We start from the raw sequence: 25,125 nt of genomic DNA on the forward strand, positions 1-25,125 counted from the left end.
CCCCTCTTTTGGAGTGGCATTAGTAGGCTCTAGGGTAGCATTTCCATTCAATCTCTTTTGCAGTGAGTTGCATATTTTGCGGAAGTCCAGTAGATGGGTTGATAGCTTCAGCATTGCTTTGATTGTAAGCATTGTATCCACCATAAGGCACAGCTTCTACTTTGACAAATTTTCCAACGGTTAAATCTCTAAAACTACCATATATATCTTGCCCAAATGCACCGCAGTCATCTCCTTTAATTTCAGTATAAGGTAAGACTTGAACTACTAGCTGACCACCTGGACCTGAGAGTGTAATTGTTTTTTTGACTTGATCTACTGCTGAAATTTGCCCATGCACATCAAAATCATAATCTGCCATTGCTGAAGTTGAGAAAATTGCCGCCACCACTAATGTTCCAAATAATTTTAAGGTTTTCATTTTTGCTCCTTTTGTAAATTTGCAAATGCAATTATAAAAACCCTTTGTTAATAAAATGTGAAGATATTGCTAAATTTTTGTTAATTAAGTCCTAACAAGTAATCAACCTTGTAAATAAAGTCCTCTTCACTCTTTAAGCCTTGCGCTAGAATTAGGTATTTGCCACTAATAATAAAGCTTGGCACACCTTGAAATCTTGCATATTCAACAGCACTTTGCCAAGTCTTTAATAGTGCTTGCGTGTCTGTGCGCTTTAGTGTAGTGTTAAATGTTTCTTGTGTGATCTCTGCGGCTTCTAAGCCATGGGCAATAAAGGATTCTGCATTAATAAAACGTTTTTTTTGTTGGAAGTTTGCACTAAAATAGGAATCCAAAGCACGTTTGAAGCGAGAATTGGAATCTTTTGGTGATAGATTTTGTGCTTTATCTAGGCTTAGGCTAACAGCAAGGACTTCAGAAGCCTGTGCGCTAAAGGGTGCACCTGTAATAATGTGATAGGGGATAAACTCCACTTCTTTTGATAAAACACCAAAGAGATTTGGTAAGATTTTATTCATACTAGCACAATGTGGACAACCGACATTAAAGATTTCTATAATAGAATTTTTAGGCACATTCAATGGGTTATCTAAGATAATGTAATCACGTTCTTCTTTTGGGGATTCTGCATAGAGAAATTGAGTGCTCAATACAAGAGAAAAGAGTAGCGAGAGTGTGTATTTTAGGAGTGTTTGCATATTAGGATTCCTTTGTAAAAATTTAGCACATTATAGCAGAAGGTTTTAAAAGTATCGTTTAATATTTGTTAGTGTTTTTTGTGTATAATTTAGCTCTAAATTTTTTGTAAGGATTTGACAATGAAAAAATTTCTACTTGTTTCAAGTTTGGTGGCAGCTCTTAGTTTTCCAGCTTTAGCAGCTCCGTATGCCATAGATGTAACAAATTCAAAAGTTGGCTTTAGTGTAAAGCATATAAAAATCACAAAAGTAGATGGCGTGTTTAAAAATTTTAGTGCAAACATTGACTATGATACTGCGACAAAAAGTTTTAAAACGCTTGAGGGGGAGATTGATATGACCTCCGTTGATACTCAAAATGAAAAACGTGATGCGCATTTGCAAGCTTCAGATATGTTTGACGCACAAAAATTTCCTAAAATGTTCTTTAAAATGACAAAATATGAAGCAGGGAAGATTTATGGGGATTTAACAATTAAAGATGTAACAAAGCCAGTGGTGCTAACAAGCAAAGAAACACTAAAAGGTAATGCGCTTGAAGTGAGTGCGCAAGCTAGGATAAAACGTTCTGAGTTTGGATTAGAGTGGGGAAGCGTTTTTAAAGATAATGCTGTGAGTGATGAGGTAGATATCTCTTTAAATTTAAAAGCTAACGCGCAGTAAGTTTTAAAGTTTTAAAAGTGAAATCCATTTTTGGATTCCGCTTTTAGCTTTTGCAATCTTGTTAAATCTATCCTAACCTCCTTTTTTAAGCTTTCCGTTAATCTCTTGTAAGTTGTACAAATTTTATGAATTTTGATTTTTAGTCTTGTCTAAAGTTGTTTTAAAGTCGCAGTTCTCTATAATCAAAAAATTTTTTTGTAGGAGTTTTTAAGTGAAAAAAGCGGTTTTAGTCTTGTCTTTAGTGTGTGGAATGTTGGCAAGTATCTTGCAAGCAGAAAATGTGAAAATCGGAATCGTATTACCAATTAGTGGGGCAGTGGGTGGTTTTGGAGAGTTAGGAAAACGTGGAATTGATTTAGCACATAGAGCGCAAAACAAAACAAAAGATGGCGATTTGATTGAATTGGTTTTTATTGACAATAAAAGCGATAAAATAGAATCTGCAAATGCTATGCAAAAGCTTGTTTCAAGCGATAAAGTAAGTGTTGTAATTGGTCCGATGATTTCTACAAATGCTCTTGCTATGACAAAAATCGCAGATGATTCTAAGACTCCTTTGATTGCTCCTGTCGCGACAAATGATAGGGTAACAAAGGGTAAGAAATTTGTCTCTCGTGTGAGTTTTGCAGATAGTTTTCAAGGGATTATTGCAGCAAATTTGGCGTTTAAAGATTTGGGACTTAAAAAGGCTGCAGTTTTGTTTGACAATAGCAGTGATTATTCTATCGGACTTGCGCGCGCTTTTAGGAATCAGTTTAAAAAACTTGGTGGAGAAGTGGTGATTGAAGCAAATGCACAGGCTGGAACAAAAGATTTCAAAGCGCAAATTTCAAGCATCAAAGCAAAAAATCCTGATGTTTTATATCTGCCAATCTATTACAATGAAGGAGCTCTAATTGCTGTGCAAGCAAAACAATTAGGCTTAAATGTGCCAACAATTGGTGGCGATGGACTTGTTTCTAATAAAATTTTCTTTGATGTTGCAAAAGATGCGGGTAATGGATATATGGTAACAGATTATTACTCAACAAGTGCTAAACAAACGCTAAGGGGTGAGCAATTCCTGAAAGACTATGAAGCAACTTATAAAGAACCTGTAAGCTCCTTTAGTGTGATTCTAGCAGATGCTTATGGAATTGCAGTGCAAGCAATTGAAGCTTGTGGCGCAAAAGATAAGGTCTGTATTAATGATAAAATCCGCAATGTCAAGGATTACGAAGGAATTAGTGGTAAATTTTCTTTAGAAAATGGTGAATCTGTGCGCAGTGCTGTAATCAACGAAGTTAAAGATGGCAAACTTCATTTTAAAACAATAGTAAATCCTTAATGCGCGTTTAGGTTCATATTTTGGATATTTTGACATTTTTTCAGCAGTGCATTAATGGCTTAAGCTTAGGCAGTATGTATGCACTCATTGCCATTGGCTATACAATGGTGTATGGTTGTTTGCGTTTGATTAATTTCGCGCATGCAGACATTATGATGGTAGGTGCATTTTTAGTGTTTTTTGCTGTGAGTGCGTTTGAGATTCCTTTTTATGTTTCAGCGATTCTTGCGGTTATTTTGTGCGGAATCTTGGGTATTTTGATTGATAAAATTGCCTATGCTCCTTTGCGTAGTGCACCTAGAATCTCTATGTTAATCACTGCAATTGGCGTGAGTTTCTTTTTGGAGAATGTGTTTAATGTGTTTTTTGGCTCTACGCCTAGATTTTTTAGTGCCCCAGAGTTTTTTATGCGACCACTCACGTTCTTTGACGTGAATTTAACGGCAATTACAATTATTGTGCCTATTGTTACGCTTTTGCTTCTTATTTTTCTTTTACGCTTTTTGTATTATACAAAACAAGGAATGGCGATTCGCGCAAGTGCATTTGATATTAATACGGTGCGTTTAATGGGGATTAATGTTAATACAATCATTGCGCTTGTATTTGCTATTGGTAGTATGCTAGCGGGGATTGGTGGAATCTTTTATACGATTTCTTATCCAACAATTGAGCCTCTAATGGGTGTTTTGATTGGTTTAAAAGCCTTTGCAGCTGCTGTTCTTGGAGGGATTGGGAGTGTTGGTGGCGCGGTGCTTGGGGGATTTATTTTGGGTTTTACGGAAGTGATGGCAGTTGCGCTATTTCCTGAGCTTGGTGGTTATAAAGATGCGTTTGCATTTTTATTCTTAATTTTAGTTCTATTGTTCCGCCCTATTGGAATTATGGGTGATTGGCGTTTAGAGAAAAGTCGTTTCTAGGGGTTTGCGATGGTTAAAACTTTGTATGTAAAAGCTCCGATGATAGCGACTTTGGGATTCCATATATGCTTATACATTTGTGCAATTTGTGTAATTTTTACTGCGCAGAGTTTGCTTGGAGATTACGCACTTAGAATTTTTAATAATATTTTGATTTTTATTATTTTAGCAGTGAGTTATAATCTCATCAATGGAGTTACTGGACAGCTCTCATTAGAGCCAAATGGATTTGTCGCCATTGGTGCGTATATCACAGCATTAATGCTTTTAGATGAGGATTTAAAATGGAGTATGTTTCAGCTAAGCGATCCACATCCTTTTGTCCTTAGTCTATATAGTGAGTTGCTACCAGCACTTTTTTGCAGTGGCTTAGTGGCGGCTGTTATTGCAATTTTGCTCTCTTTTCCAGTGTTTCGTGTGCGCGGAGATTATTTAGCTATTGTTACGCTTGGCTTTGGATTTATCATTAAGATTCTAGCAATTAATAATCCGCAATGGACAAATGGTGCGATTGGCTTAAATGAGATTCCAAATAATCACGATTCCGTGGTGGGCTACATTGAGCAAGCTTTGTTCGCACTAGGCAGTGGAGATTCTACATTAAGCGGGTTTTTCCATTATCTTTATACCCATGCATTTGCTAATGGTGCGAATATAACAGTGTTTTTTTGGAGTGGGATTTTTGCCACTGCATCTGTTATTTTAATCTTACAAATTGTGTATTCTAAGTATGGACGCGCAATGAAGGCTGTAAGAGATGATGAAGATGCTGCTATTGCTATGGGGATTAATACTTTTAAAATAAAAACTTTTGCCTTTAGCACAAGTGCGTTTTTAGAAGGAGTTGGTGGCGGACTTATGGCAGTTTGGCTAACAACTATTGATCCAAAGATTTTTGGCTTTGAGCTAACGTTCCAGCTTTTAATCATTATTGTGCTTGGTGGCTTAGGTAGCACAACAGGAGCGATTTTGGGTGCAATTTTGGTTGTTGGTGGAGGTGAGTGGTTGAGATTCTTAGATCAGCCTTTAATATTCTTTAATACAGATTTTGGCTCATATCCTGGTCTTAGAATGGTATTTTTCTCGGTGATTTTGCTTAGTATTATGCTTTTTGCAAGAGAGGGGATTATGGGTAAAAATGAACTTTGGGATTTACATCCTACAAAGATAAGATGGTTTAAAAGAAGGCAGTGATGATTTTAGAGGTTGAAAATGTCAGCATTGCCTTTGGTGGTTTAAAAGCAATTGATAACGTAAGTTTTAAGGTAGAATCTAAACAGATTTTTGGACTTATTGGTCCAAATGGAGCGGGCAAAACAACAATGTTTAATATCATTACCGCAAACTACAAGCCAAACTCTGGTAAAGTAACTTTCCTTAGTAAGAATATTTCACGTTATAAACCAAATACGATTGTAAATTTAGGTATTGCTCGCACTTTTCAAAATATTCGCCTCTTTAGCTCTATGAGTGTGCTAGATAATGTGCTAATTGGTTTGCACAATGACGCAAAATACAGCTTTTTTGAAGCAGCATTTCGTGTTGGACGCTATTTTAAAGAGGAGAGACGCATTAAAGAACGTGCAGAGTGGCTTTTAGACTATATGGGTTTAGGCGATAAAATATATCTAAATGCTAGTGGATTAAGTTATGGAGATTGTCGTAAAGTAGAGATTGCAAGGGCATTAGCGACAAATCCAAAACTTCTATTGCTTGATGAGCCAGCAGCTGGAATGAATCCAAAAGAAACAAAAGAGTTAAGTGAATTGATTTTCAAAATGCAAAAAGATTTTGATTTAAGTGTGCTATTAATAGAGCATGACATGCCTTTTGTTAATGCGTTATGTGAGCAAGTTTTGGTGCTAGATTATGGTAAAAAACTCTTTTGCGGAACGCCACAAGAAGCAATTAATAATGCAGAGGTGATTGCTGCGTATTTAGGGGATTTTTATGCTACAAGTTGAGAATTTAGAAGTGCATTATGGCTTGATTGCTGGGCTAAAGGGCATAAGTTTTCATATTGAAGAGCATGAAATTATTACATTAATTGGGAGCAATGGTGCTGGCAAGACTTCAAGCTTAAATGGAATCGTGCATAGCGTGAAAACTAAAGGAAAAGTATGCTTTTTTGGAGCAGATATTTCAAGAGTGCCTACTTATAAGATTGTCCAACGTGGAATCGCACTTGTGCCTGAGGGACGTCGTGTATTTACAGGACTTACCGTTGATGAGAATCTACGAATGGGTGCGTATAATAATGATGAAAATTTTATAGTGATGCGTGAGAAAATGTATGCACTTTTTCCGCGCTTAAAAGAGCGCTATAAGCAGATTGCTAGCACGATGAGTGGAGGTGAGCAGCAAATGCTCGCAATTGCTAGGGCATTAATGAGTGAGCCTAAGCTTTTAATGCTTGATGAGCCTAGCCTTGGACTTGCACCAAAGGTTGTGGGAGAACTTTTTGAAATCATTTTAAATTTAAAAGAAAATGGAATCACAATTTTGCTAGTGGAACAAAACGCTTTTGCAGCACTCAAGGTTGCAGATAGAGCGTATGTGCTAGAGAATGGCAAGATTGTAATGGAGGATTTAGCAAAAAATATGCTAGAGAATAAGGAGATTAAGAAACGCTATTTGGGAGGCTGATAAGTGTTTTTTGTGTGCTGTAATGTCTTTGATAGCTTTGTTGCAATCTTCAAAAATTGCCCTATATTCAAGCTCATAGTTAAAGCAAGAAAGCTTTGTTGTTATAATTGTTGGTAGATTCTCTTTAATGTCTTCAATTTTATAAGTTAAAAGTTTATTTATATATTGCACTTGATAGATTTTTCCATCATAATCATTTGGGATTAATTTTAAATTCAATGCACTCACCATAGTGGAGTTTGCATAATGTGCCCACATTAAATTTAAGTTTGTCCTTCACTTGCTAGTGAGAAAGAGCAAATTTTTCTTTCTTTTTGTTTATAAGACTTCTTTAATATTTTCTTATAGAAATAATCCCTTTAAAGATGATACCAATAGAAATTTGCATTAAGATTTTAATCAAAATAATTATAGAAAACTTTTCTATAAGAATAATTATGATAAATCTACCTAGTATCACAGAAGAAGAAAAAGTATTTTTAGGTAATATTGCAAAAAATATTAAAGAAAAATGCTTTAAAAAGCATTAGTTAATTAGAAGTTGTGCTCTCTATTAGGCAATATTCGGGTGGATTTTATGCAAATATGGAAAACAATGCGCATAGCAAACATTTTAATTTGCTGCATTTATCTAAGCTTTCACACCTTTTTAATGTGATGTTAGAGATTTTTTGCTCACTAGGAGTTTTTGATTCTATAGGAAAAAATATTAAAAAATATGAATATTTATATAAAATTTTTAAAAATAAAATTTTATTTTTGTAAGAATTATTAAGGTCGTGTTGAGGCGGAATAAGCACTTTTGATTAGAATCGTTAAGATAATTTGTAAGGGAAGGTTAAAAACGCGTTTAAAAGAGACTTCTAATTGCTTGTGTCTTAATGCTAATGATTTGTAATTTTCTATTAGCAGCAAGTTTTGCGCAGGTTTTGATATTTTGTATCTCTTAAGAGCAAGAGTTCTTGCCTTAAGAAATGCGTTTAATGCTATTTGATTTTTGCAAGGATTGCATTAAAAGTTGCGCTTGGGCGCATAATTTGATTACACTTTGTATCATCAAGCTTATAATATCCACCTAAATCCAATTTAACGCCTTGCGCATTGATAAACTCTTGGTAGATTTTATCTGCATTTGCGCTTAATTCTGCAAAGATTTCTTTGAAGAAGCTTTGTAATGTAGAGTCCTGACTGTTGTTTGCTAGAGCTTGTGTGAAATACAGAGAAAGATAGAAGTGGCTTGTTCTGTTATCGTCTTCTTTTACTTTACGTGAAGGAGCTTTGTTGTTATTTAGCCACTCACCAATTGCAACATCAAGGGAATCTGCAAGGATTTGCGCTTCTTTTTTGCCTGTTTTTTGCGCATAGAATTCTAAGCTTGCTTGTAGAGCTAAAAACTCTCCCAAGCTATCCCAACGCAAGTGGTTTTCCTCTACAAGCTGTTCAACTTGTTTTGGCGCACTTCCACCAGCTCCTGTTTCAAACATTGCCCCACCATTTAGCATTGGCACAACAGAGAGCATTTTTGCACTTGTCCCTAGCTCTAGGATTGGGAATAAATCTGTCAAATAATCCCTTAAAACATTTCCTGTAATAGAAATCGCATCTTTTCCAGAGCGAATTAATTTTAGGGATTCCAAACATGCTTCTTTTGGTGCTAGAATTGCAATATCTTTGCCTTTTTCCTTTAATCTTGCTTGGACTAAGTCTGCCATAATTTTGTTACTTGGACGTTTTGAATCTAGCCAAAAAATTGCCTTATTTCCTGTTAAGTCTGCACGTTCAATTCCTAAGTCAATCCAGTTTTGCACAGCATCAAACTTCGCTGTGTTTGCGCGATAGATATCCCCCTTTTCTACACTATGTTCTAGAAGCGTGTTGCCTTCTGCATCTGTGATTTTAAAGATTCCATCTTCTTTTGCGATAAAAGTTTTATCATGCGAACCGTATTCTTGAGCTTTTTTTGCCATTAAGCCGACATTTGAAACGCTGCCTAGCTTACTTGGGTCTAGTGTGCCATTTGTGTGTAAATCCTCTAGCACAGCTTCATAAATAGTTGCGTAGGTTTTATCGGGGATTAGTGCGTTTGTGTCGCATTCTTTGCCCTCTTTATCCCATAATCTTGCACCATTTTTTAGCATTGCAGGCATAGAGGCATCTACAATTACATCACTTGGAACATGGAGGTTTGTGATTCCTTTGTCAGAATTTACCATTGAAAGAGGGGCGCTTTTTTCTAAAATTGCATTATAAGCTGCTAAGATTTCAGCTTTTTTTGGACTATTTTCAATTTTTGCTAAAAGCTCACTAATGCCGTTGTTTGGATTAACCCCTAGATTGTGAAGTTCCTCGCCAAAAGTGTCAAATAATTCTTTAAAATATACACTTACTGCATGTCCGAAAATTACTGGGTCGCTTACTTTCATCATTGTGGCTTTAAGATGTAAAGAAAGCAGAATGTTCTCATTTTTGCATATTTCAATTTGTTTTGCATAGAATGCTCTAAGTGCTTTTACGCTCATAAAAGTTGCATCCAAAATTTCGTTTTTATCAAGCTTTAAATTCTCTTTTAGAATCTCTCTTCCATTTGTTCCTATAAATTCAATGCTTGCTGTGGTGGAATCTTTGATTAAAACAGCTTTTTCATTATCAAAGAAATCACCTTTTGTAATGTAAGAAACACGTGTTTTAGAGTTTTTATTAAAAGGAGTGATTTTATAAGGATTCCTTTTAGCATATTCTTTGACTGCTTTTGTGCAACGCCTATCGGAGTTTCCTTGACGAAGAACGGGATTTACCGCAGAGCCTAAGACTTTTTGGTATTTTTCTTTAATTGCTTTTTCTTCAGCGTTACTAGGGTCATCTGGAAAATTTGGAATCGCAAAACCTTTGCTTTGCAATTCTTTGATAGTTGCTTTAAGCTGTGGAATAGAAGCAGAGATATTTGGCGTCTTGATTAGGTTTGCATCAGGCTTATTTACAAGCTCACCTAATTCTTTTAAAGTATCCTTAACTTTTTGGGAATCTTGTAGAGACTCTGGAAATTGTGCTAATACACGCGCAGAGAGTGAAATGTCAGAAGTTTCAACTGGGATTCCAACCTTGCCTAAAAATGCCTGAACAATAGGCAAAAAAGAGTAAGTAGCAAGGGCTGGGGATTCATCGGTTAATGTGTAAGTGATTTTCATTTTGGATTCCTTTATGATGTTGTGTTTGCCTTAGAGTATAGCAAACAATCTTGCAAAATTGGATAATTTTAGTCAAGATTTGTTTTACTTTTTTGAAATTTTTACATTATGTTGCACTTTGTAAAATTTGTCTAGTAACATGCGTGATTCTTAGATTTTTGATTTTCATTTAAGATTATTATACAATGCGCGTTTTACTAAAATTTTTTGGAAAGAGTGATGAAAAAAATTGCATTAAGATTATTGTGTGTGGCAGGACTCTTTAGTTTTGCGTTTGGAAATTTTGAGACAAATTTCAAAAAGAGCATTAAAGAACTTGCAAATATTGATGTGGAAATTCAAGTTAAAAAGCAACTTAAAAGTTTTAATGGTGAGTATTTTGTAATTGGGCGCACAACAAGCGGTGATATTTTTCCTGTGATTGTGAGTAAAGATGGAAAACATTTTATTGGGCTTAGTAGTGTTATGAATTTTAGCAAAGATGATTCTAAAATGATTATGGAAGAGATTAATAGGGCTGGTGAAGCAAAGATGAAAGCTGACGCAAAGGAGCTTAAGAAGCTTTTTTCTGGTTTTAAAGAGAGTGATTTTGTAACGCTTAGAGGTGAGGGGGAAAATCTACCTACAAAGATTGTTGTAACCGACCCAGATTGTCCGTATTGTAGAAAGCATATGGAGAGTGTGGAATCCCAACTTAAAGATACAAATATTAAACTAATTTTTGCCCCTGTCCATGATGAAAATGCTTTTATTAAGGCGCAGTTGATTTTAAATGCGTGTGCAAAAGCAAAGGATAATGCTAAAAAGATTGCGATTTTACGCAAATATTATAGTGATATTAAACTTAGTGAAAAAGAGAAAAAAACAGACATTACGCAAGTGAAATTCACAGCAGAGAAAATCTTTGGTAATGGTTTAATTAATGGTGTGCCATTTATTTTTGAACTTGATTAGTCATGCTAGCTAGAGTCGAGTTTGAGCCAGCACATAGGATTATTACGCTTTTTGGTATATGGGATAGAAGTGTGCCAAAATCTACGTTAAATACACTAGAATCCTTGCTTAACACTCTTTCTAAAACCTCTAAAACACAGAATCTTAGAATCCAAAAAGATTCCAGCTTTGATTTGGATTTTTGTGGCGGAGCGGTGTTATTAAATTGGCTTGAAGCCTTAAATACGCATTGTATCTTGGAAAATACATTGCTAAATTACCCTAAAAGTGCTGAAATTTTTTCTATTTTACAGAGTAAAACTACGTTTGATAAAAAGGAATTTAGAATAAATGTGATTCAAGTCCATAAAGATACTTTGGAGATATTGAAAGCGTGGGGGAATCGCATTGTGATTTCGCTTAGCTTTTTAGGAGAGATTGTTTATCTATTTTATTGTAGTGTGCTAAACCCTAGAGATTTTCGCATTAGGGCGTTGTTTTTTCAGATTCAAGAAGCAGTAATAAAAGCTGTGCCAATTATCTCCCTTGCGTGTTTTTTGATTGGAATCGTAATTGCTTATCAAGGTAGTTTGCAGTTGCAGCAATTTGGGGCGAGTGCGCTGATTGTTGAGATGAGTGCTATGCTAACTTTGCGTGAAATGGCACCAATTATTGTGGCAATCATCATTGCAGGACGTAGTGCTTCGGCATTTAGTGCAGAGATTGGAATGATGCGTGCTACACAAGAGATTGATGCTATGCGTGTTATGGGATTTAATCCAGTGACTTTTTTAATCTTTCCGCGCATTTTTGCCTTGTTGTTTGCCTTACCTTTAGTTGTGTTTATTGCTGATATGTTTGGATTACTTGGAGGAATGCTAGTCTCGCAATTACAACTAGGGATTAGTAGCGAGTATTTTATTGAATCTTTTTTGCAGAATGTGGAGATATACCATTTTTGGGTTGGAATGATAAAAGCTCCGTTTTTTGGGATAATTATTGGGTTAATTGGCTGTTATCATGGATTTGCCACGCAAAAAGATACACGCAGTATTGGTGTGCATACAACAAAAAGTGTCGTGGAGTCTATTTTTTTGGTGATTGCTTTTGATGCTTTATGTTCGGTGTTATTCACGCAAATAGGCTGGTAATATGGAGTCTAAAATTACAGAATCTGTCGTGGAGGTGCGCAATCTTACTACAAGCTATAAAGAACGTATTATCCAAGATAATATCTCTTTTAGGATTTATAAAGGGGAAATTTTTGCGCTACTTGGAGGTAGTGGAAGTGGTAAAAGCACGCTCTTAAATACAATGATTTTTCTAAAAGCTCCAACACATGGAGAAGTGCGGATTTTGGGCAAAAATATATGGAGTTTAAGCCCCGAAGCTGCTTTGGAGATGAAGCTAAATTTGGGTGTTTTATTCCAATTTGGTGCGCTATTTAGCTCGCTTAACGTGTTGGAAAATATTATGCTACCTCTTAGGGAATACACGCATTTTAGTCAAAAGAATATACAAGAACTTGCTTTTATGTGGTTAATGCGTGTGGGTTTAAAAAAGGAAGTGGCAAACTTATATCCCAATGAGCTAAGTGGTGGAATGGTTAAGCGCGTTGGGCTTGCGCGTGCATTAGCACTTAGCCCAAAAATTTTGTTTCTAGATGAGCCAACAAGCGGATTAGATCCTAGTAGTGCTAGGCATTTTGATACATTAATCACACAACTTAGGGGTTTGTTAGGTATTAGTGTGGTAATGGTTACGCATGACATGGAATCTGTAAAGGGTGTGGTAGATAGAATGATTATACTAAAGGATAAGAAAGTGTTTTTTGAGGGAAGTTTAGCAAACTTAAAGACACAAGTAGAATCCTTAGATGTATTTTTGGAGCAGATATAGGAGGTTTTATGGAGGCGCGATTAAATTATGCTTTGCTTGGTGTATTTCTAGTAGCTTCGTTAGTGGCGTTGGCTGGATTTGTATTTTGGATGGGGAAGTATGATAGAAATTTAGGGGCTTATGAAGAATATTATTTGTATAACAAAGAATTACCCAAAGGGATTCGCATAGAAACTCCAGTGCGCTATTTAGGGCTTCCAGTGGGCTTTGTTAAAAGCTATGGTTTAAGCAAAGATCAAGGTAGAGTAGAGATTGTCCTTTGGGTGAAAAAAGAGATTACCTTGCGACAAGGAACGCGTGCCATTGTGGAAGCGCAAGGCTTAACGGGAGGGAATTATATTGCACTTGCGCAAGGTAATGGAGAGCCTTTTGGTAAGGATAGTAAGGCGGTGATAGGATTTGAGGAAAATTGGATTGAAAAGATTGGGAGTAAAACAGGAGTTGTTTTTGATAGGCTTGGAGTGGGTTTGGATAATCTAAATACGCTTTTAAGTGAGAAAAATCTAAAAAATGTGGAGATTTCACTAGAGAATATTATGCATGCTTCAACAGAGTTTAAAGTGGCACTAAATGGTTTTAATAGTGTGCTTGCTAGCACTAAAGAGACAATGAAAGAAATTCAAAAAAGCAGTGCGTTTTTTAATGCTTCCTTGCAACGTGGGGATTATAATCTGCGCTCTATCTTAACACCGCTCTTGTATCAATTAGAACAAAATTCTATACATTTAGATGGGGTTTTGCAAAGCGCACAAAGTGCTGTGGAAGCTTTTTCTAGCTCACCTAGTGGATTTTTATTTGAAAAACAACAGGAGATTTTAGGACCAAGGGAGTAAAAATGCTTAGGACTTTGAGATATGGTGCGTGGATTTTGGGGCTTACAATTATTTTTAGTGGATGTTTTGGAAAAGTGCCACAAATGCAATACTATGAATTAGAAGCACTAGGGGATAAAAGCGGATTCCAAACTAAAGCAAGAAATATGCAATCAATGGATTCTAATAAAAATTTGAAAATGCGCACAATTTCGTGGGAAATTAACGTTGCGCAAAAAATTGCTAGTAAAAAAATTGCGTATAAAAACAATACTAATAGTATTGCTTATTTTTCAAAAAATGCATGGATTGAGCCATTTTCTGTCATGCTTGACTCTCTTGCGCAAAAAATTGCTATAAATTATGGAATCTGTAACGATACAAGCACAGAGCATTTGAAAATTAATGTATTAGATTGTTATTTTGATACACAAAGAGAGAGTGTGTTTGTGCGTCTTTTAGTAGAATCTAAAAAAGGTAGTGCATTTGTGGTGAAAGAAGAGTTGGTTGAGAGCGGAGGATTTATTAAGATTATTGAAGGTTTTGAACGTGCTTTAAATACGGCATTTTTGGAAGTCTTTAGAAAATTCTAGGGGGAGAAAGTGGAGTATCGTATCGCCTTAGAAGAGTTAGAGTTAGAATGCATTATTGGAATCTTGCCTTTTGAGAGAGAAAAAATGCAAAAAATCTGTATTGATGCGGAATTTGTTGTTGAAAAAAAGGTGGAGTATTTGGATTATCGTTTGTTAAAGGATCACATTGCAAATGCTTTTGCAAAAGAATTTGGATTGCTAGAGGAGGCGCATGATTATTTTTTAGGAACGATTCCAAAGGATTTTCCACAAATCAAGGAGTTTTGGATTAAAATCACAAAGCTTGAAATTTTTAGTGATTGTAAAGTTGCAATCACAAGTCATTATAAGAGGAGTAACGATGGACTTACAGATTAATCAAGAAGCCCCACTTTTTAGCCTTCCAAATCAAGATAATGTAGAAATTGCATTGCAAGATTTTCGCGGAAGCTATGTGGTGTTGTATTTTTATCCAAAGGATAAAACACCCGGTTGCACGACGCAAGCATGTGATTTTAGGGATTCTATGGAATCTTTAAGTGCGCTAAATGCTGTGATTTTAGGCGTTAGTCCAGATAGCGTGAAGATGCACCAAAGTTTTATTGAGAAAGAGTCACTAAATTTCACACTTCTAAGTGATAGTGAGAAAAATGTGCTTAAAAGTTATGGTGCTTGGGGAATAAAAAAACTCTATGGTAAGGAATATAAGGGAGTGATTCGCTCAACTTTTATTATTGACCCAAAAGGTAAAATTGCGTTTTTTTGGAGAAATGTTAGGGTAAAAGGGCATATTGAAGCCATTAAAGAAAAACTAAAAGAATTAGGGGCGTAAAATTAACCCCTTATTTTGCCACAACACTAAAGATTCTACCACCACGATTTATGAGCATACGTTTTGTTTGTCCCTTGTAACGTTGCATGGCTTGGTTAAATTCTTTAAGATTTGTGATGCGATAGCTCTCAATTTGCGTGATAATATCTCCCATGTTAAAGCCTAGCTCATCAGCTCTTGAGCCTTGTTGAACTTTGCTTACAAGCACTCCTTCGACGCTATTTGGAATCCCAAATTGATTTTTAACATTTTGACTAAGAGGAGTTACCTCAAGACCGGGTATTCCACTTTTTGTGCTATCGCTTACTTTTTGGTTTGCTTTATCCTTAGCCTTTGTAAGTGTTAGAGTTAATATTTCCTCACTCTTATCACGTATAATATTTAATGTAACTTTGGAATTTGGATTGAGTGTGCCAATGATATTTTTTAGCTCAGCTGCGTTTTTTACCGAGATTCCATTGACTTTAGTGATTAAATCCCAAATCCGTAATCCTCCTTTTTGTGCAGGAGAATTTTCTTCAATAGAAATCACCACTGCACCCTTTTGATTCTTATAGGTATCTTTTAAATCCTCACTAACATCTTGAATGCTAACACCTAAATATCCGCGTTCAATCACACCATCTTCAATAAGTGCTTTAGCGATTTTTTTTACCATTTCAGAGGGAATTGCAAATCCGATTCCGTGATTTCCTCCTGTGCGTGAGAGAATAGCTGTATTAATACCAATAAGCCCTCCACGGCTATCTATAAGCGCACCACCGCTATTTCCGGGATTTATGGAAGCATCTGTTTGGATAAAGTTTTCATAATCATTAATTCCAATCCCACTTTTATTAAGCGCAGAGATGATACCTTGTGTAACGCTCTCCCCAACACCAAAAGGGTTTCCAATCGCAAAAACGACATCACCCACTTGTAAATCATTGCTAGAGGCAAATTTTAAAAATGGTAAGTCTCTTGCATTAATTTTAATAATTGCTAAATCACTTTTAGCATCTTTTCCAATAACCTTTGCTTCATATTCCTTGTTGGATTCTGGAAGTGCGACAAGAATTTTGTCTGCTCCGTCAATAACATGATTGTTTGTTACAATATAGCCATCTTTGGAGATGATTACGCCGCTTCCTAAACTTCTCTCCACTCTATCTTTTGGAATTATCGCCCCAAAGGAGTCCCCAAAAAACTGCCGAAAGAAAGGATCGCTAAAAATTGGATGATTTTGAAGATTTGGTGCCCTAACTTTTTTTTGTGTAGAAATATTCACAACTGCATTTTTTGCTTCCTTAATGGAGTTATAAAAAGAATAAATTTTAGTCTGTGAAACATCTGGAGTTTCACGAATTGTTACATTTGGTAATTCACTTACTTCAAAAGCAAACACATTGCTGACAACTAGCGCGCCAACAAGTAGTAAATTTTTTATTTTCATAAAAATACTCCTTAAAATTTTGTGCGTATTATTTCAAAAAATTGTAAATCAATAAATAATAAAAATGCAATTATGAAGGAATTGGAATTTTTTTAAAATGAAATTTAGATTTTAGAGTGGAAGTTTTGCAAGCGGAATTTTTGTAGTTAGAATCAAAAATACAGAATCTAAAGGGAGTCCTTACAAAAGTTTTCTTGCGTATTCTCTCACTTCTAAATCTAAAGTTCTGATGCTATCCATATCATTAAAATTAGGATTTTTAAAAGCCTCTAATGCACTTTGGATTATTTCAGAAATTCTACCAAAAACAATGGAGTCTTGTAAAAATGCTTCTACTGCTACTTCGTTGGAAGCATTTAGCACTAGCCCTAATTTTGGGTTCTCTAACAATGTGTTTTTTAGATTCCATAGCGGATAGCGCTTGGGGTCAATGTTTTGGAGCTTGTAGTTAATATTTTGAAAATTTAGGCGCTCAATAATAGAATCGCAAGTCTTTATGGAATTCTTTTTGGATTTTTGTTTGCATTCTCCAAAATCTCTTAAAAACTGCTCTTGCAAACCTAATCCAAAGCAAATAGCATAAGCAATAGGTAGCTGCATATTTGTATGCGCAAGGTGCGCAACAACACTCCCATCTAAAAACTCTACAAGCCCATGTATATGAGAGTTACGCTCAATAAAAGCATCAATATTTTTAGAGCCAAAAAGCCAGTAAGCTTCTAAGATTTCAAAGAGTTTATTGACCATTGTCGCAGAATCTATGGTGATTTTCTTGCCCATTTTCCAGTTTGGGTGCTTTAGTGCATTTGTTGCGCTTTGTTGCGGGATTGTTTCAAGAGGGGTATCACGGAATGCACCGCCACTTGCTGTAATGTAGAGATTCCTAAAAGGGCGAGGAGATTTGTTGAAATTTAGCAAATAACTTAGACTAAAATGCTCACTATCAATGGGGATAATGTATTCCATGTCTATGCAATCTCCACCTACAACGAGACTTTCTTTATTGGCAAGTGCCACTTTTTTACCACAATTTATTGCACACAAAGTCGGTTCTAAACCGATAAATCCTACAAGTGCATTAATTACAAGTTTGGATTGTGATTCTATAATGGCTTGTAAGATTCCGATATTTCCAGTGTAGATTTTGCCCTTAAATTCTGACGTGATAAGGCTTTTATCATTTGAATCCGCGATAATTACAGCTTTTGGGCGAAATTGCAAAATTTGTGCATTAAGTAGCGCAATATTTTTGCCCACTCCTAACACTTCTATTGGAAGTTTATAACGTGCTGCAATTGCAAGAGCATTGACACCAATAGAACCGCTAGAACCTAAGATAATCATATCTAATAAATCCTAAAAGTGCGTAAAGAACGATAACACCAAAAAAATATCCATCTAAGCGGTCTAGGATTCCTCCATGTCCTGGGAATAGCTTTCCGCTGTCTTTTACGCCTGCTTGACGCTTTAAAAAGCTTTCATACAAATCTCCAAATACACTTGTGAAACTTGTAAGAAGAGTTAAAAAAAATGCACTAAAAAAGCCACAAACACCGAGTCCAATAAGTGTGCCAACAATTGTTGCTACACTGATACCAACAAGCACACCTTCTTTGGTTTTATTTGGAGAAGTTGGGCAAAATGCGCTATTTGTAAAGAGTTTTCCGCCAATCATTTTTCCTCCAACATAGGCAAAACTATCGGTTAATCCAATAGTGAAAAGTAGCCAAATCACGGCATTTATGGAGTATTCAAGATATAATAGATAGAGAAAAATAAAAGGAATCGTAGGGTAGATAAAAGGCATCATTTGTTCTAGTCTGCCACGTTTAGTGTAGCTTTGATATGAACCCAAAATCACGAGGGCGACGAATGCGCCAATAGAGGACTCATAGATATAGACACTCGCCCAAGTTAGAATTGCTAGAGTCCAAAATGCAAAATTAGGCGTGTTAAAACTTGCTTTATCTTTGCTAGGGGTTGTGTTGTAAAGCTTGTAAGCTTCATAAAATCCGATTAAAAATGCGATTCCAAGCACACTCCATAGTAAAAATGGGCTGTGAAAAATCACGATTAAAATAACAGCAATAAGCATCACAAGGGCTGTGTAAATGCGACTAGGCTCTAAAACTTTGATATTATCTAGCATACTTTTCCTAAAATTGACTTGTATTTGATTATAGCTAAGAATTGCTTTTAAAGTGCTTGTTTTTAAGAAAACTTAAGATTGTAAAATACAGAATCCAAATTAAATCAAATGGTTAAGAGTTTAATGACATTTTATAACATAGTTCTTTATCTTGCTATGACCTTTTACTTAAGCAATATTTTGCAAGAAAAAATTTTGCAAGAAGTAGAGTTTTCTATGCATTTCTCTTTTTAACCCCTTAGCAGAAATCAAAGCCACTTTAACTTGAAGAGCCTAATGCCTAGCCTAATTGCGCTCTAGCCCACTAACAACAGGCACAAACACGCAGTGTTCTAGCTCCTCTTTTTGGGTTAGGATTCCATTTTGTTTTCTAAAACGCATAATGATTTGTGCATTATTTACAAGCATTGGAGCAACTAGGATTCCACCCTCATTTAGCTGTTCTATAAGGCTTTTTGGAATTTCTGTAGTAGAAGCTGAGAATAGGATTCTATCATAAGGAGCAAAGGTCGCCCAGCCATTTTGTCCATCATCAAGCTTGGTGTTAATATTATAAATATTGCAAACTTTGATGCGTTCCCTTGCTTCAAGCCAAAGCTTTTCAATGCGCTCAATGCTAAATACGCGACGAACAATTTTACTTAAAATTGCAGCTTGGTAGCCACTGCCACAACCGATTTCTAGCACAGAATCAACACCTTCACATTGTAAATATTCGGTCATTTTAGCCACCGTTAGAGGTGAGCTAATCCATTGACTTGCCCCCATAGGAAGCGCATCAAGAGCGTATGCAAGATGTTTAAAGCCATTAGGAACAAAGATCTCACGATTAATACTTAAAAATGCCTTTTCAGTAAGTGGGCTAATCGGAAAGTGCTTAGAAATTTCAAGCACCAAATTTGCAGTTTTTAGCGCTTGCATATCCTTAACTTAATCCAATATTGATGTATTTTCGCACCTGTGTGATAGCATTAAAATCAGCTTTTGCGCCTATGATTTCTTTGCTATCATCTGTTATTGCTACTCCAAAGGGCGTAATGATTCCGCTTCCTTTAGCGCAAGTGTCATTTGCCCCGCTACTTGCTAACACAAAGCTTTGTGTGGTGATGGCTAGGGCTTTTGTAAGTGTTTCAAAGTTGTCTTTACGTTCTTTTCCCCATTGCGCAGGAACAAAGATTAAATCGCAACCTTTAACTCTTTCCCAAAGCTCAATAAAGCGCAACTCAAAGCAGTTTAGTGCTCCACAGACTAAATCATCAATTTTAAAATGTGAAATTTCGGCAATATCTCCACTTTGGAAGTGCAAATGCTCATTGCCAAGTGGAAAAAGCTTGTGTTTGCTTTGCTTGTGTAGCAATTCTCCTTTGTGGAAGACTTTTAAATTATTATAAAATCCATTGCGGTATTTTTCAATCATCGTAGTAATAATGGTGCGGTCGCTTGATAACGTGAGCAGTGTTTTTGTTGCTTCTTTTGCAAACGCACTTGCTTCGTCCATTTTTTGGTAACAAAAGTTTGTTAAACACACTTCTGGTGCTAGAATGATAGAATCCCCCTCACATTCAATAATGAGATTGCGTAAATGTTCTAAATTCTCCTCAAAATTTTGCTTTGTTTTAACTTGTAAAGAATAAAGTTGCTTAGAAATCATCAAAATTAATACTCCCTTTTGCGTAATTTGTAACATTTCCTTCAAAAAAATTGGTTTTTTGCTCGTTAAATGAACTAAAAGCATCCACCCATTTTATTGGGTGCCTTGCATTATAAAGTGCTGGTAAGCCCACGCGTGTTAAACGATTGTCTGCAAGGTAGCAGATATATTCATGAATGATTTCACTCGTAAGACCTAAAATTCGTCCTTGCGTGATGTAATCCCCCCACGCAGATTCTACGCGCACTGCTTCTCTAAACATTTCTATAACTTCATCAATTAAATCCTTGGTAAAAAGATGTGGCATTTCTTTTTTTAGTGAGTTAATTAGATTTTGGAATAATAACAAATGGGTAACTTCATCACGTTGGATAAAGCGAATCATTTGTGCGCTTCCTAGCATTTTTCCACTTCTAGCTAATGTGTAAAAAAATGCAAATCCGCTGTAAAAATAAATCCCCTCTAAGATTTGATTGGCAAACATTGCCTTTAGAAGTGTGGATTCTGTGGGATTTACAGCAAGTTCCTCATAAACATTAGCAATGTAGTCATTTTTGTTTCTTAACTGAATATCTGTGCGCCACATTTCATAGATTTCATCAGTATTTGCAGAAATAGATTCCACCATTACTGCATAACTTTGGGAATGTAGTGCTTCTTCAAAGGCTTGGCGCACTAAAATTAAGTTAATTTCTGGGCTTGTAACATAGGGATTAACATTATCAATTAAGTTATTTGTTTGCAAGGAGTCCATAAAGATAAGTTGGGCTAATGCTCTATCATAGCCGATTTTTTCCTCTGGCGTTAAGCCATCAGAATAATCGCGTTTATCTTGTGTCATATTAACTTCTTCAGGAAACCAAGAGTTTGCAAGCATTACTTTCCAAAGATTATAAGCCCATTGGTATTTGATTTTATTTAGTTCAAAAATACTTGTAGGATTTCCCCCAAAAATACGTCGTTCATTAACGCTTTCTTGAGAGCTTGGATTGTAAATTTTTTTACGATTAATCATCATTGCGCCTTGCAAAAAAATAAAATATATTGTTAAAATTTTGAGAATGGGATTATAGGACTTTATAGTTTAAAATTGATTAAATATGACTTTTAGGAATAAAACATGGATAAAGTGAAATTAAACATTAGTGGAATGCATTGTAGTGCGTGTTCTGCGAGTATTGAAAAGAATTTACAAAAGATTCCAGCTATCACAAATATTAAAATAAATGCTATTAGTGGGCGCGCAAAAATCGCCTTTGATGGCACAAAAATTTCTGCTGAAGAGATTATAGATTTAATTACTTCTTATGGATTTCCTGCAAGTTTTGATGATTCTAAAGCAGAAGAAATAGCGTATATTAAAAACTTAAAACAGCGCTTGTTGGTTGCAATTCCTCTATTTTTAGGGATTTTTGTCTTGCATATGGGTGGATTCCATAGTGTGTGGAGTGGTGTTTTACAGCTTCTTTTAGCAAGTGTAGTGCAGTTTTATTGTGGTTATCCTTTTTATAAGGGTGCAAAAAGTTTTTTAAAAACAAAATCTGCGGATATGAATGTGCTAATTGCGCTTGGGACAAGCGTTGCATATGTGTATTCTGTATATTTATTTGCATTAGGAGAGAGTGGATTTTATTTTGAAGGAAGTAGTGCTGTGATTTGCTTTGTCCTTGTAGGGGAGTATTTAAAATCTAGTGCGAAAAAAAAGGCAAGTGATGGTGTGGCAATGTTAGCGTCTATTTTGCCTACGCAAGCAAGGTTGGTTGAGTTAGAATCCAAAACAGATTCTGCAACAAAATTGAATTTACAAAGTGCCACACAAGAAAACATAAGGTGGATTGCCATAGATGCAATCAAAAAAGGTGATGTGTGCTTAGTGCTAAGTGGAGAAAAGATTCCACTTGATGGGGTAGTGCTTAGTGGTAAGGCGGAAGTGAGTAGCGCACATATCAATGGTGAAGAGTTGCCAAAGGTTATAGAATGTGGTGCTGAAGTGGTGGGTGGAAGTTTGGTGCTTAATGGAGAACTTGAAATTAGAGCAAATAAGGACGCTAATGCATTTTTTGTCTATGAAATGCTAGATTTGCTAGAACTCTCACAAAGTCAAAAGCCTCCAATTGGCAGACTTGCAGATAAAATCGCAAGTGTTTTTGTGCCTAGTGTAGTGTTAATTAGTGTTTTAGCCTTTGCTATTTGGCTAGTTTTAGGGAAGGATTTAGCATTTGCGCTTTCTATTGCAGCAAGTGTGCTTGTAATCTCATGTCCTTGCGCACTTGGGCTTGCCACGCCTTTGGCGATTGTATGTGCGAGTGTACGTGCTAAGAGTTTGGAGATTTTGATAAAAACACCAAATATTTATGAAAAAGCACAAGAAATAAAAACCATTGTATTTGACAAGACTGGCACGCTTACAAAGGGAGAAATTGCTGTAAAAGAATGCAAGGTTTTAACGCAAAAGGGAGAGGAGTTTGTAAAATCTGTGGCAAAAACACTACAACAAAACAATCCTCACCCTATTGCAAAGGCAATTTTGGAATTTGCGAAGGATTCTGTAACACTTCCGCTAAATGCTAGGGAATATGAGATTGCAAAGGGTGTTAAGGGTGAGATTAATGGCGAGAAGTATTATTTTGGGCAGCTAGAGTGGGTAGAGTCTTGCACAAAAGTTAGCATTAAAAAAGGAGAGAACGCAATTGCTCTTGCAAGTGAAAGTGAAATTTTGGCATTGTTTTATTTACAGGATTCTATTAAGGAGAGCGCAAGAGCAACGATTAATGCACTTAAAAAACGTGGAATTGTGCCAATTATTTTAAGTGGAGATAATACACAAAGTGTGGAAAAAGTGGCAAAAGAACTTGGAATCACAGAGTTTTTTGCTTCCATTTCTCCGCTTCAAAAGGCAGAAATTGTGGCGGAGCTTGCTAAAAAAGGCAATGTGTGCTTTGTGGGTGATGGAATTAATGATGCACTAGCGCTTAAAGAAGCGAGTTTTGGGATTTCCTTTATTGAGGCAACGCAATTAGCGCAAGAAGTTGGTGATGTGTTGCTTTTAAAAAATAATTTATGGGGTATTGTGGAAGTTTTTGACCTCTCAAGCGCAACTTTGCACAACATTAAAGAGAATCTGTTTTTTGCATATGTGTATAATATCGTGCTAATTCCTATTGCTGCTGGAGTGCTGTATCCTTGGCTAGGAATTGTAATGCAACCTGCATTTGCTGGGGCTGCTATGGCGCTAAGTTCGTTAAGTGTGGTGGGAAATGCACTTAGAATCTCAAAAATAAGATTGGAAAAATGCGAAAAATAATTCTTTTTTTATTGTCTGTTATGTACACAAATATTGTATTTGGGCTAGATTATTTTGTGTTGCAAAAAGAATACCGCTTTAAAAATGAAGAAGTGTATGCAAAGGATTTATTTCCTGAACTTCCAAAGAATTTTTTTCTTTTTAGGATTCCAAATAGCTCTAATAACTATCAAGTTAAAAGTAGTCAAATCATTAGGTATTTTGAAAGCGAAGGTATTCCAGTGGGTGCTGAAGTGCCGATTATTACCTTTAAACGTGCATTTAATGGGGAGCAAAATGGAATTAAAAATCACATTTTATCGGAGTTTTTGAGAGAATATAAAAAGAATAATATCCAAATTGATGCAATCCATTTAGAGCAGATTACGTCGGTGAATTTCAAAGAAGATGCGATTAAATCTATTGATTTTCATTCAAAGTTATTAAAACGTAATACTGGGAGTTTTGATGTTGTGGTAGGGGAACAGAAAGGAAAACAAATACGGAATCGCAAAGTGTATTTTAAATATGTTATTGATGCGAAATTGCAGGCAATCCAAAGTAGTGAGCCAATTAGTGGGCGTGTGGGGGTGAGTTACAAGAACGCGCGCGTGGTTTGGATTCCATTTGAGCATGTGAGCAGTCCGTTAATGCAAGAACAAGAAATGGGTAAAGTCGCGGTGCGCTCTTATACGCCAAAGGATGTGATTATTACTAGGGATAGACTTATTCCAAAACGTGCTGTGAAAAAGGGAGATAGGATTCTAGTTAGCGTGGTGGAAAATGGTGTGTTGTTAGAATTTGTTCTAGAAGCGCAAAAGGACGCAGCGGTTGGCGATGTCATAAAAGCGCGTGTGATTGATGGAAAAAAGACTTACAAAGTGGAAATCATAGAAGAGGGCAAAGGAAAATTGCTATGAGGCGCATTATTGTAGGGATTAGTGGTGCAAGTGGAGCTGGACTTGGACTGAAGTTTTTGAGATCCTTACCCGATGCATTGGAGAAATATTGCGTGATTTCAAAAGGAGCTAGGGAAGTTTTAAAACTTGAAGAGGAGCGAGTAGAGTTTGATTTTGGAGAATTACGGAATCTAAAATTGCTAGAAGATGAGGATTTAGGTGCGTGCATTGCAAGTGGTTCTTTTATCTGCGAAGCAATGGCTGTAATCCCATGCTCTTGTGATAGTTTAGCAAAAATTGCGTGTGGAATTAGCGATACATTATTATTGCGTGCGGCAAACGTGATGATAAAAGAGAATCGTAAATTGCTTCTAGGTGTTAGAGAGATGCCTTTTAGTGTAATTGCATTAGAGAATATGCTAAAACTCTCTCGTTTAGGCGTGGTGATAGCACCGCCTATTTTTGGATATTATGCAGGAAGAAGTATTGAGGAAGTTGAGACATTATTAGTGGGAAAATGGTGTGATAGTTTAGGTATTGCCTATGATTACAAGCGTTGGAGATAGCAAGCGGTCTCAACTTGGAAAAAGAAAGTATGAAGATTTAAGTCTCTCCAACCTTTCTAAACACAGAATCTTAACACCCCCCTATTTAATCTACCCTTAAGCTTATCTAGATATAATTCCACTTCCTTTTTTGCACTAAATTTTAAATCCCTTAAATTAGCATTTGCGTTTAACGCTTTTTGTTTCTTTTTAAAGGCT

26 protein-coding genes are annotated in these 25,125 nt (G+C 36.0%); 16 read left to right on the top strand and 10 right to left on the bottom strand.

The window, feature by feature from the left end; all coding sequences use genetic code 11:
- Positions 1–19: 19 nt before the first annotated feature.
- Entirely contained in the window at positions 20–421 is a 402-nt protein-coding gene (locus K4G57_RS03390) for a DUF5666 domain-containing protein (protein WP_221531772.1), read from the bottom strand.
- Positions 422–501: 80 nt separating this feature from the next.
- Positions 502–1,158 (bottom strand): thioredoxin domain-containing protein, encoded by a 657-nt coding sequence (locus tag K4G57_RS03395; RefSeq protein WP_221531773.1) that lies wholly within the window; start codon positions 1,156–1,158, stop codon positions 502–504.
- 120 nt (positions 1,159–1,278) lie between these two features.
- Here K4G57_RS03395 and K4G57_RS03400 point away from each other — a divergent pair, with 120 nt between their 5' ends.
- The 6 genes from K4G57_RS03400 to K4G57_RS03425 all read left to right on the top strand — a co-directional run bounded on the left by K4G57_RS03400 (position 1,279) and on the right by K4G57_RS03425 (position 6,714).
- Positions 1,279–1,821, top strand: coding sequence for a YceI family protein (locus K4G57_RS03400; protein ID WP_221531774.1), 543 nt, complete (start codon positions 1,279–1,281; stop codon positions 1,819–1,821).
- Positions 1,822–2,032: 211 nt separating this feature from the next.
- Positions 2,033–3,148: an ABC transporter substrate-binding protein gene (locus K4G57_RS03405; RefSeq protein WP_221531775.1), complete on the top strand. Its 1,116-nt coding sequence runs from the start codon at positions 2,033–2,035 to the stop codon at positions 3,146–3,148.
- Positions 3,149–3,168: 20 nt separating this feature from the next.
- On the top strand, positions 3,169–4,068 hold the full coding sequence (locus K4G57_RS03410; RefSeq protein WP_221531776.1) for a branched-chain amino acid ABC transporter permease: 900 nt from the start codon (positions 3,169–3,171) through the stop codon (positions 4,066–4,068).
- 9 nt (positions 4,069–4,077) lie between these two features.
- The gene (locus tag K4G57_RS03415; RefSeq protein WP_429913079.1) at positions 4,078–5,262 is read left to right on the top strand and encodes a branched-chain amino acid ABC transporter permease; all 1,185 of its coding nucleotides are present in this window, start codon (positions 4,078–4,080) and stop codon (positions 5,260–5,262) included.
- Positions 5,262–6,032, top strand: coding sequence for an ABC transporter ATP-binding protein (locus K4G57_RS03420; RefSeq protein ID WP_221531808.1), 771 nt, complete (start codon positions 5,262–5,264; stop codon positions 6,030–6,032). The genes K4G57_RS03415 and K4G57_RS03420 overlap by 1 nt, the downstream gene beginning before the upstream one ends.
- Positions 6,019–6,714, top strand: a complete 696-nt coding sequence (locus K4G57_RS03425; RefSeq protein WP_221531777.1) for an ABC transporter ATP-binding protein — start codon at positions 6,019–6,021, stop codon at positions 6,712–6,714. Before K4G57_RS03420 ends, K4G57_RS03425 begins: the two co-directional genes overlap by 14 nt.
- Here the strand turns inward: K4G57_RS03425 and K4G57_RS03430 are convergent.
- The gene (locus K4G57_RS03430) at positions 6,673–6,972 is read right to left on the bottom strand and encodes a hypothetical protein (protein WP_221531778.1); all 300 of its coding nucleotides are present in this window, start codon (positions 6,970–6,972) and stop codon (positions 6,673–6,675) included. The two genes, K4G57_RS03425 and K4G57_RS03430, sit on opposite strands and share 42 nt — an antisense overlap.
- Before the next feature lie 728 nt (positions 6,973–7,700).
- Positions 7,701–9,899 (bottom strand): NADP-dependent isocitrate dehydrogenase, encoded by a 2,199-nt coding sequence (locus tag K4G57_RS03435; protein WP_221531779.1) that lies wholly within the window; start codon positions 9,897–9,899, stop codon positions 7,701–7,703.
- Between the two features lie 219 nt (positions 9,900–10,118).
- Here K4G57_RS03435 and K4G57_RS03440 point away from each other — a divergent pair, with 219 nt between their 5' ends.
- From K4G57_RS03440 to bcp, 7 genes are read left to right on the top strand one after another with little or no spacing between them, the layout of a single operon-like run.
- Complete coding sequence (locus K4G57_RS03440) at positions 10,119–10,853, top strand: thioredoxin domain-containing protein (RefSeq protein ID WP_221531780.1); 735 nt, start codon at positions 10,119–10,121, stop codon at positions 10,851–10,853.
- Between the two features lie 2 nt (positions 10,854–10,855).
- On the top strand, positions 10,856–11,983 hold the full coding sequence (locus tag K4G57_RS03445) for an MlaE family ABC transporter permease (protein ID WP_221531781.1): 1,128 nt from the start codon (positions 10,856–10,858) through the stop codon (positions 11,981–11,983).
- A 1-nt stretch (position 11,984) separates the two neighbouring features.
- Positions 11,985–12,731, top strand: coding sequence for an ABC transporter ATP-binding protein (locus tag K4G57_RS03450; RefSeq protein ID WP_221531782.1), 747 nt, complete (start codon positions 11,985–11,987; stop codon positions 12,729–12,731).
- Between the two features lie 8 nt (positions 12,732–12,739).
- Positions 12,740–13,564, top strand: coding sequence for an MlaD family protein (locus tag K4G57_RS03455; protein WP_221531783.1), 825 nt, complete (start codon positions 12,740–12,742; stop codon positions 13,562–13,564).
- 2 nt (positions 13,565–13,566) lie between these two features.
- The gene (locus tag K4G57_RS03460) at positions 13,567–14,136 is read left to right on the top strand and encodes a hypothetical protein (RefSeq protein ID WP_221531784.1); all 570 of its coding nucleotides are present in this window, start codon (positions 13,567–13,569) and stop codon (positions 14,134–14,136) included.
- 9 nt (positions 14,137–14,145) lie between these two features.
- On the top strand, positions 14,146–14,493 hold the full coding sequence (locus tag K4G57_RS03465) for a dihydroneopterin aldolase (RefSeq protein ID WP_221531785.1): 348 nt from the start codon (positions 14,146–14,148) through the stop codon (positions 14,491–14,493).
- A complete protein-coding gene (gene bcp / locus K4G57_RS03470) occupies positions 14,477–14,947 on the top strand; it encodes a thioredoxin-dependent thiol peroxidase (RefSeq protein WP_221531786.1) in 471 nt (156 codons plus the stop codon). Before K4G57_RS03465 ends, bcp begins: the two co-directional genes overlap by 17 nt.
- Before the next feature lie 10 nt (positions 14,948–14,957).
- Here bcp and K4G57_RS03475 read toward each other — a convergent pair whose 3' ends face one another.
- The 6 genes from K4G57_RS03475 to K4G57_RS03500 all read right to left on the bottom strand — a co-directional run bounded on the left by K4G57_RS03475 (position 14,958) and on the right by K4G57_RS03500 (position 21,197).
- A complete protein-coding gene (locus K4G57_RS03475) occupies positions 14,958–16,379 on the bottom strand; it encodes a Do family serine endopeptidase (RefSeq protein ID WP_221531787.1) in 1,422 nt (473 codons plus the stop codon).
- A gap of 180 nt (positions 16,380–16,559) precedes the next feature.
- Entirely contained in the window at positions 16,560–17,723 is a 1,164-nt protein-coding gene (locus tag K4G57_RS03480; RefSeq protein ID WP_221531788.1) for a 1-deoxy-D-xylulose-5-phosphate reductoisomerase, read from the bottom strand.
- On the bottom strand, positions 17,704–18,528 hold the full coding sequence (locus K4G57_RS03485; RefSeq protein ID WP_221531789.1) for a phosphatidate cytidylyltransferase: 825 nt from the start codon (positions 18,526–18,528) through the stop codon (positions 17,704–17,706). Before K4G57_RS03485 ends, K4G57_RS03480 begins: the two co-directional genes overlap by 20 nt.
- Positions 18,529–18,813: 285 nt before the next feature.
- Positions 18,814–19,449: a protein-L-isoaspartate(D-aspartate) O-methyltransferase gene (locus K4G57_RS03490; protein ID WP_221531790.1), complete on the bottom strand. Its 636-nt coding sequence runs from the start codon at positions 19,447–19,449 to the stop codon at positions 18,814–18,816.
- Positions 19,450–19,453: 4 nt separating this feature from the next.
- On the bottom strand, positions 19,454–20,179 hold the full coding sequence (locus tag K4G57_RS03495) for a carbon-nitrogen hydrolase family protein (protein WP_221531809.1): 726 nt from the start codon (positions 20,177–20,179) through the stop codon (positions 19,454–19,456).
- Positions 20,169–21,197 carry a ribonucleotide-diphosphate reductase subunit beta gene (locus tag K4G57_RS03500; protein ID WP_221531791.1) on the bottom strand — a complete coding sequence of 343 codons (1,029 nt, stop codon included), beginning with the start codon at positions 21,195–21,197 and terminating at the stop codon, positions 20,169–20,171. The genes K4G57_RS03495 and K4G57_RS03500 overlap by 11 nt, the downstream gene beginning before the upstream one ends.
- Before the next feature lie 102 nt (positions 21,198–21,299).
- On the opposite strand from K4G57_RS03500, the gene K4G57_RS03505 reads away from it, so the two are divergent.
- From K4G57_RS03505 to K4G57_RS03515, 3 genes are read left to right on the top strand one after another with little or no spacing between them, the layout of a single operon-like run.
- Positions 21,300–23,483, top strand: coding sequence for a heavy metal translocating P-type ATPase (locus tag K4G57_RS03505; RefSeq protein ID WP_221531792.1), 2,184 nt, complete (start codon positions 21,300–21,302; stop codon positions 23,481–23,483).
- Entirely contained in the window at positions 23,471–24,382 is a 912-nt protein-coding gene (locus tag K4G57_RS03510) for a flagella basal body P-ring formation protein FlgA (RefSeq protein WP_221531793.1), read from the top strand. The genes K4G57_RS03505 and K4G57_RS03510 overlap by 13 nt, the downstream gene beginning before the upstream one ends.
- Positions 24,379–24,927, top strand: coding sequence for a UbiX family flavin prenyltransferase (locus K4G57_RS03515; RefSeq protein WP_221531794.1), 549 nt, complete (start codon positions 24,379–24,381; stop codon positions 24,925–24,927). The genes K4G57_RS03510 and K4G57_RS03515 overlap by 4 nt, the downstream gene beginning before the upstream one ends.
- Positions 24,928–25,125 lie beyond the last annotated feature (198 nt).

Origin of the sequence: Helicobacter turcicus, assembly GCF_019711685.1 — a bacterium.
GTDB classification, from domain to species: domain Bacteria; phylum Campylobacterota; class Campylobacteria; order Campylobacterales; family Helicobacteraceae; genus Helicobacter_D; species Helicobacter_D turcicus.

Coding starts and splice junctions, on each gene's coding strand:
- K4G57_RS03390 (WP_221531772.1), bottom strand. CDS start 421: ATGAAAACCTTAAAATTATTTGGAACATTAGTGGTGGCGGCAATTTTC.
- K4G57_RS03395 (WP_221531773.1), bottom strand. CDS start 1,158: ATGCAAACACTCCTAAAATACACACTCTCGCTACTCTTTTCTCTTGTA.
- K4G57_RS03400 (WP_221531774.1), top strand. CDS start 1,279: ATGAAAAAATTTCTACTTGTTTCAAGTTTGGTGGCAGCTCTTAGTTTT.
- K4G57_RS03415 (WP_429913079.1), top strand. CDS start 4,078: ATGGTTAAAACTTTGTATGTAAAAGCTCCGATGATAGCGACTTTGGGA.
- K4G57_RS03420 (WP_221531808.1), top strand. CDS start 5,262: ATGATTTTAGAGGTTGAAAATGTCAGCATTGCCTTTGGTGGTTTAAAA.
- K4G57_RS03425 (WP_221531777.1), top strand. CDS start 6,019: ATGCTACAAGTTGAGAATTTAGAAGTGCATTATGGCTTGATTGCTGGG.
- K4G57_RS03430 (WP_221531778.1), bottom strand. CDS start 6,972: ATGTGGGCACATTATGCAAACTCCACTATGGTGAGTGCATTGAATTTA.
- K4G57_RS03435 (WP_221531779.1), bottom strand. CDS start 9,899: ATGAAAATCACTTACACATTAACCGATGAATCCCCAGCCCTTGCTACT.
- K4G57_RS03440 (WP_221531780.1), top strand. CDS start 10,119: ATGAAAAAAATTGCATTAAGATTATTGTGTGTGGCAGGACTCTTTAGT.
- K4G57_RS03445 (WP_221531781.1), top strand. CDS start 10,856: ATGCTAGCTAGAGTCGAGTTTGAGCCAGCACATAGGATTATTACGCTT.
- K4G57_RS03450 (WP_221531782.1), top strand. CDS start 11,985: ATGGAGTCTAAAATTACAGAATCTGTCGTGGAGGTGCGCAATCTTACT.
- K4G57_RS03455 (WP_221531783.1), top strand. CDS start 12,740: ATGGAGGCGCGATTAAATTATGCTTTGCTTGGTGTATTTCTAGTAGCT.
- K4G57_RS03460 (WP_221531784.1), top strand. CDS start 13,567: ATGCTTAGGACTTTGAGATATGGTGCGTGGATTTTGGGGCTTACAATT.
- bcp (WP_221531786.1), top strand. CDS start 14,477: ATGGACTTACAGATTAATCAAGAAGCCCCACTTTTTAGCCTTCCAAAT.
- K4G57_RS03475 (WP_221531787.1), bottom strand. CDS start 16,379: ATGAAAATAAAAAATTTACTACTTGTTGGCGCGCTAGTTGTCAGCAAT.
- K4G57_RS03480 (WP_221531788.1), bottom strand. CDS start 17,723: ATGATTATCTTAGGTTCTAGCGGTTCTATTGGTGTCAATGCTCTTGCA.
- K4G57_RS03485 (WP_221531789.1), bottom strand. CDS start 18,528: ATGCTAGATAATATCAAAGTTTTAGAGCCTAGTCGCATTTACACAGCC.
- K4G57_RS03490 (WP_221531790.1), bottom strand. CDS start 19,449: ATGCAAGCGCTAAAAACTGCAAATTTGGTGCTTGAAATTTCTAAGCAC.
- K4G57_RS03495 (WP_221531809.1), bottom strand. CDS start 20,179: ATGATTTCTAAGCAACTTTATTCTTTACAAGTTAAAACAAAGCAAAAT.
- K4G57_RS03500 (WP_221531791.1), bottom strand. CDS start 21,197: ATGATGATTAATCGTAAAAAAATTTACAATCCAAGCTCTCAAGAAAGC.
- K4G57_RS03505 (WP_221531792.1), top strand. CDS start 21,300: ATGGATAAAGTGAAATTAAACATTAGTGGAATGCATTGTAGTGCGTGT.
- K4G57_RS03510 (WP_221531793.1), top strand. CDS start 23,471: ATGCGAAAAATAATTCTTTTTTTATTGTCTGTTATGTACACAAATATT.
- K4G57_RS03515 (WP_221531794.1), top strand. CDS start 24,379: ATGAGGCGCATTATTGTAGGGATTAGTGGTGCAAGTGGAGCTGGACTT.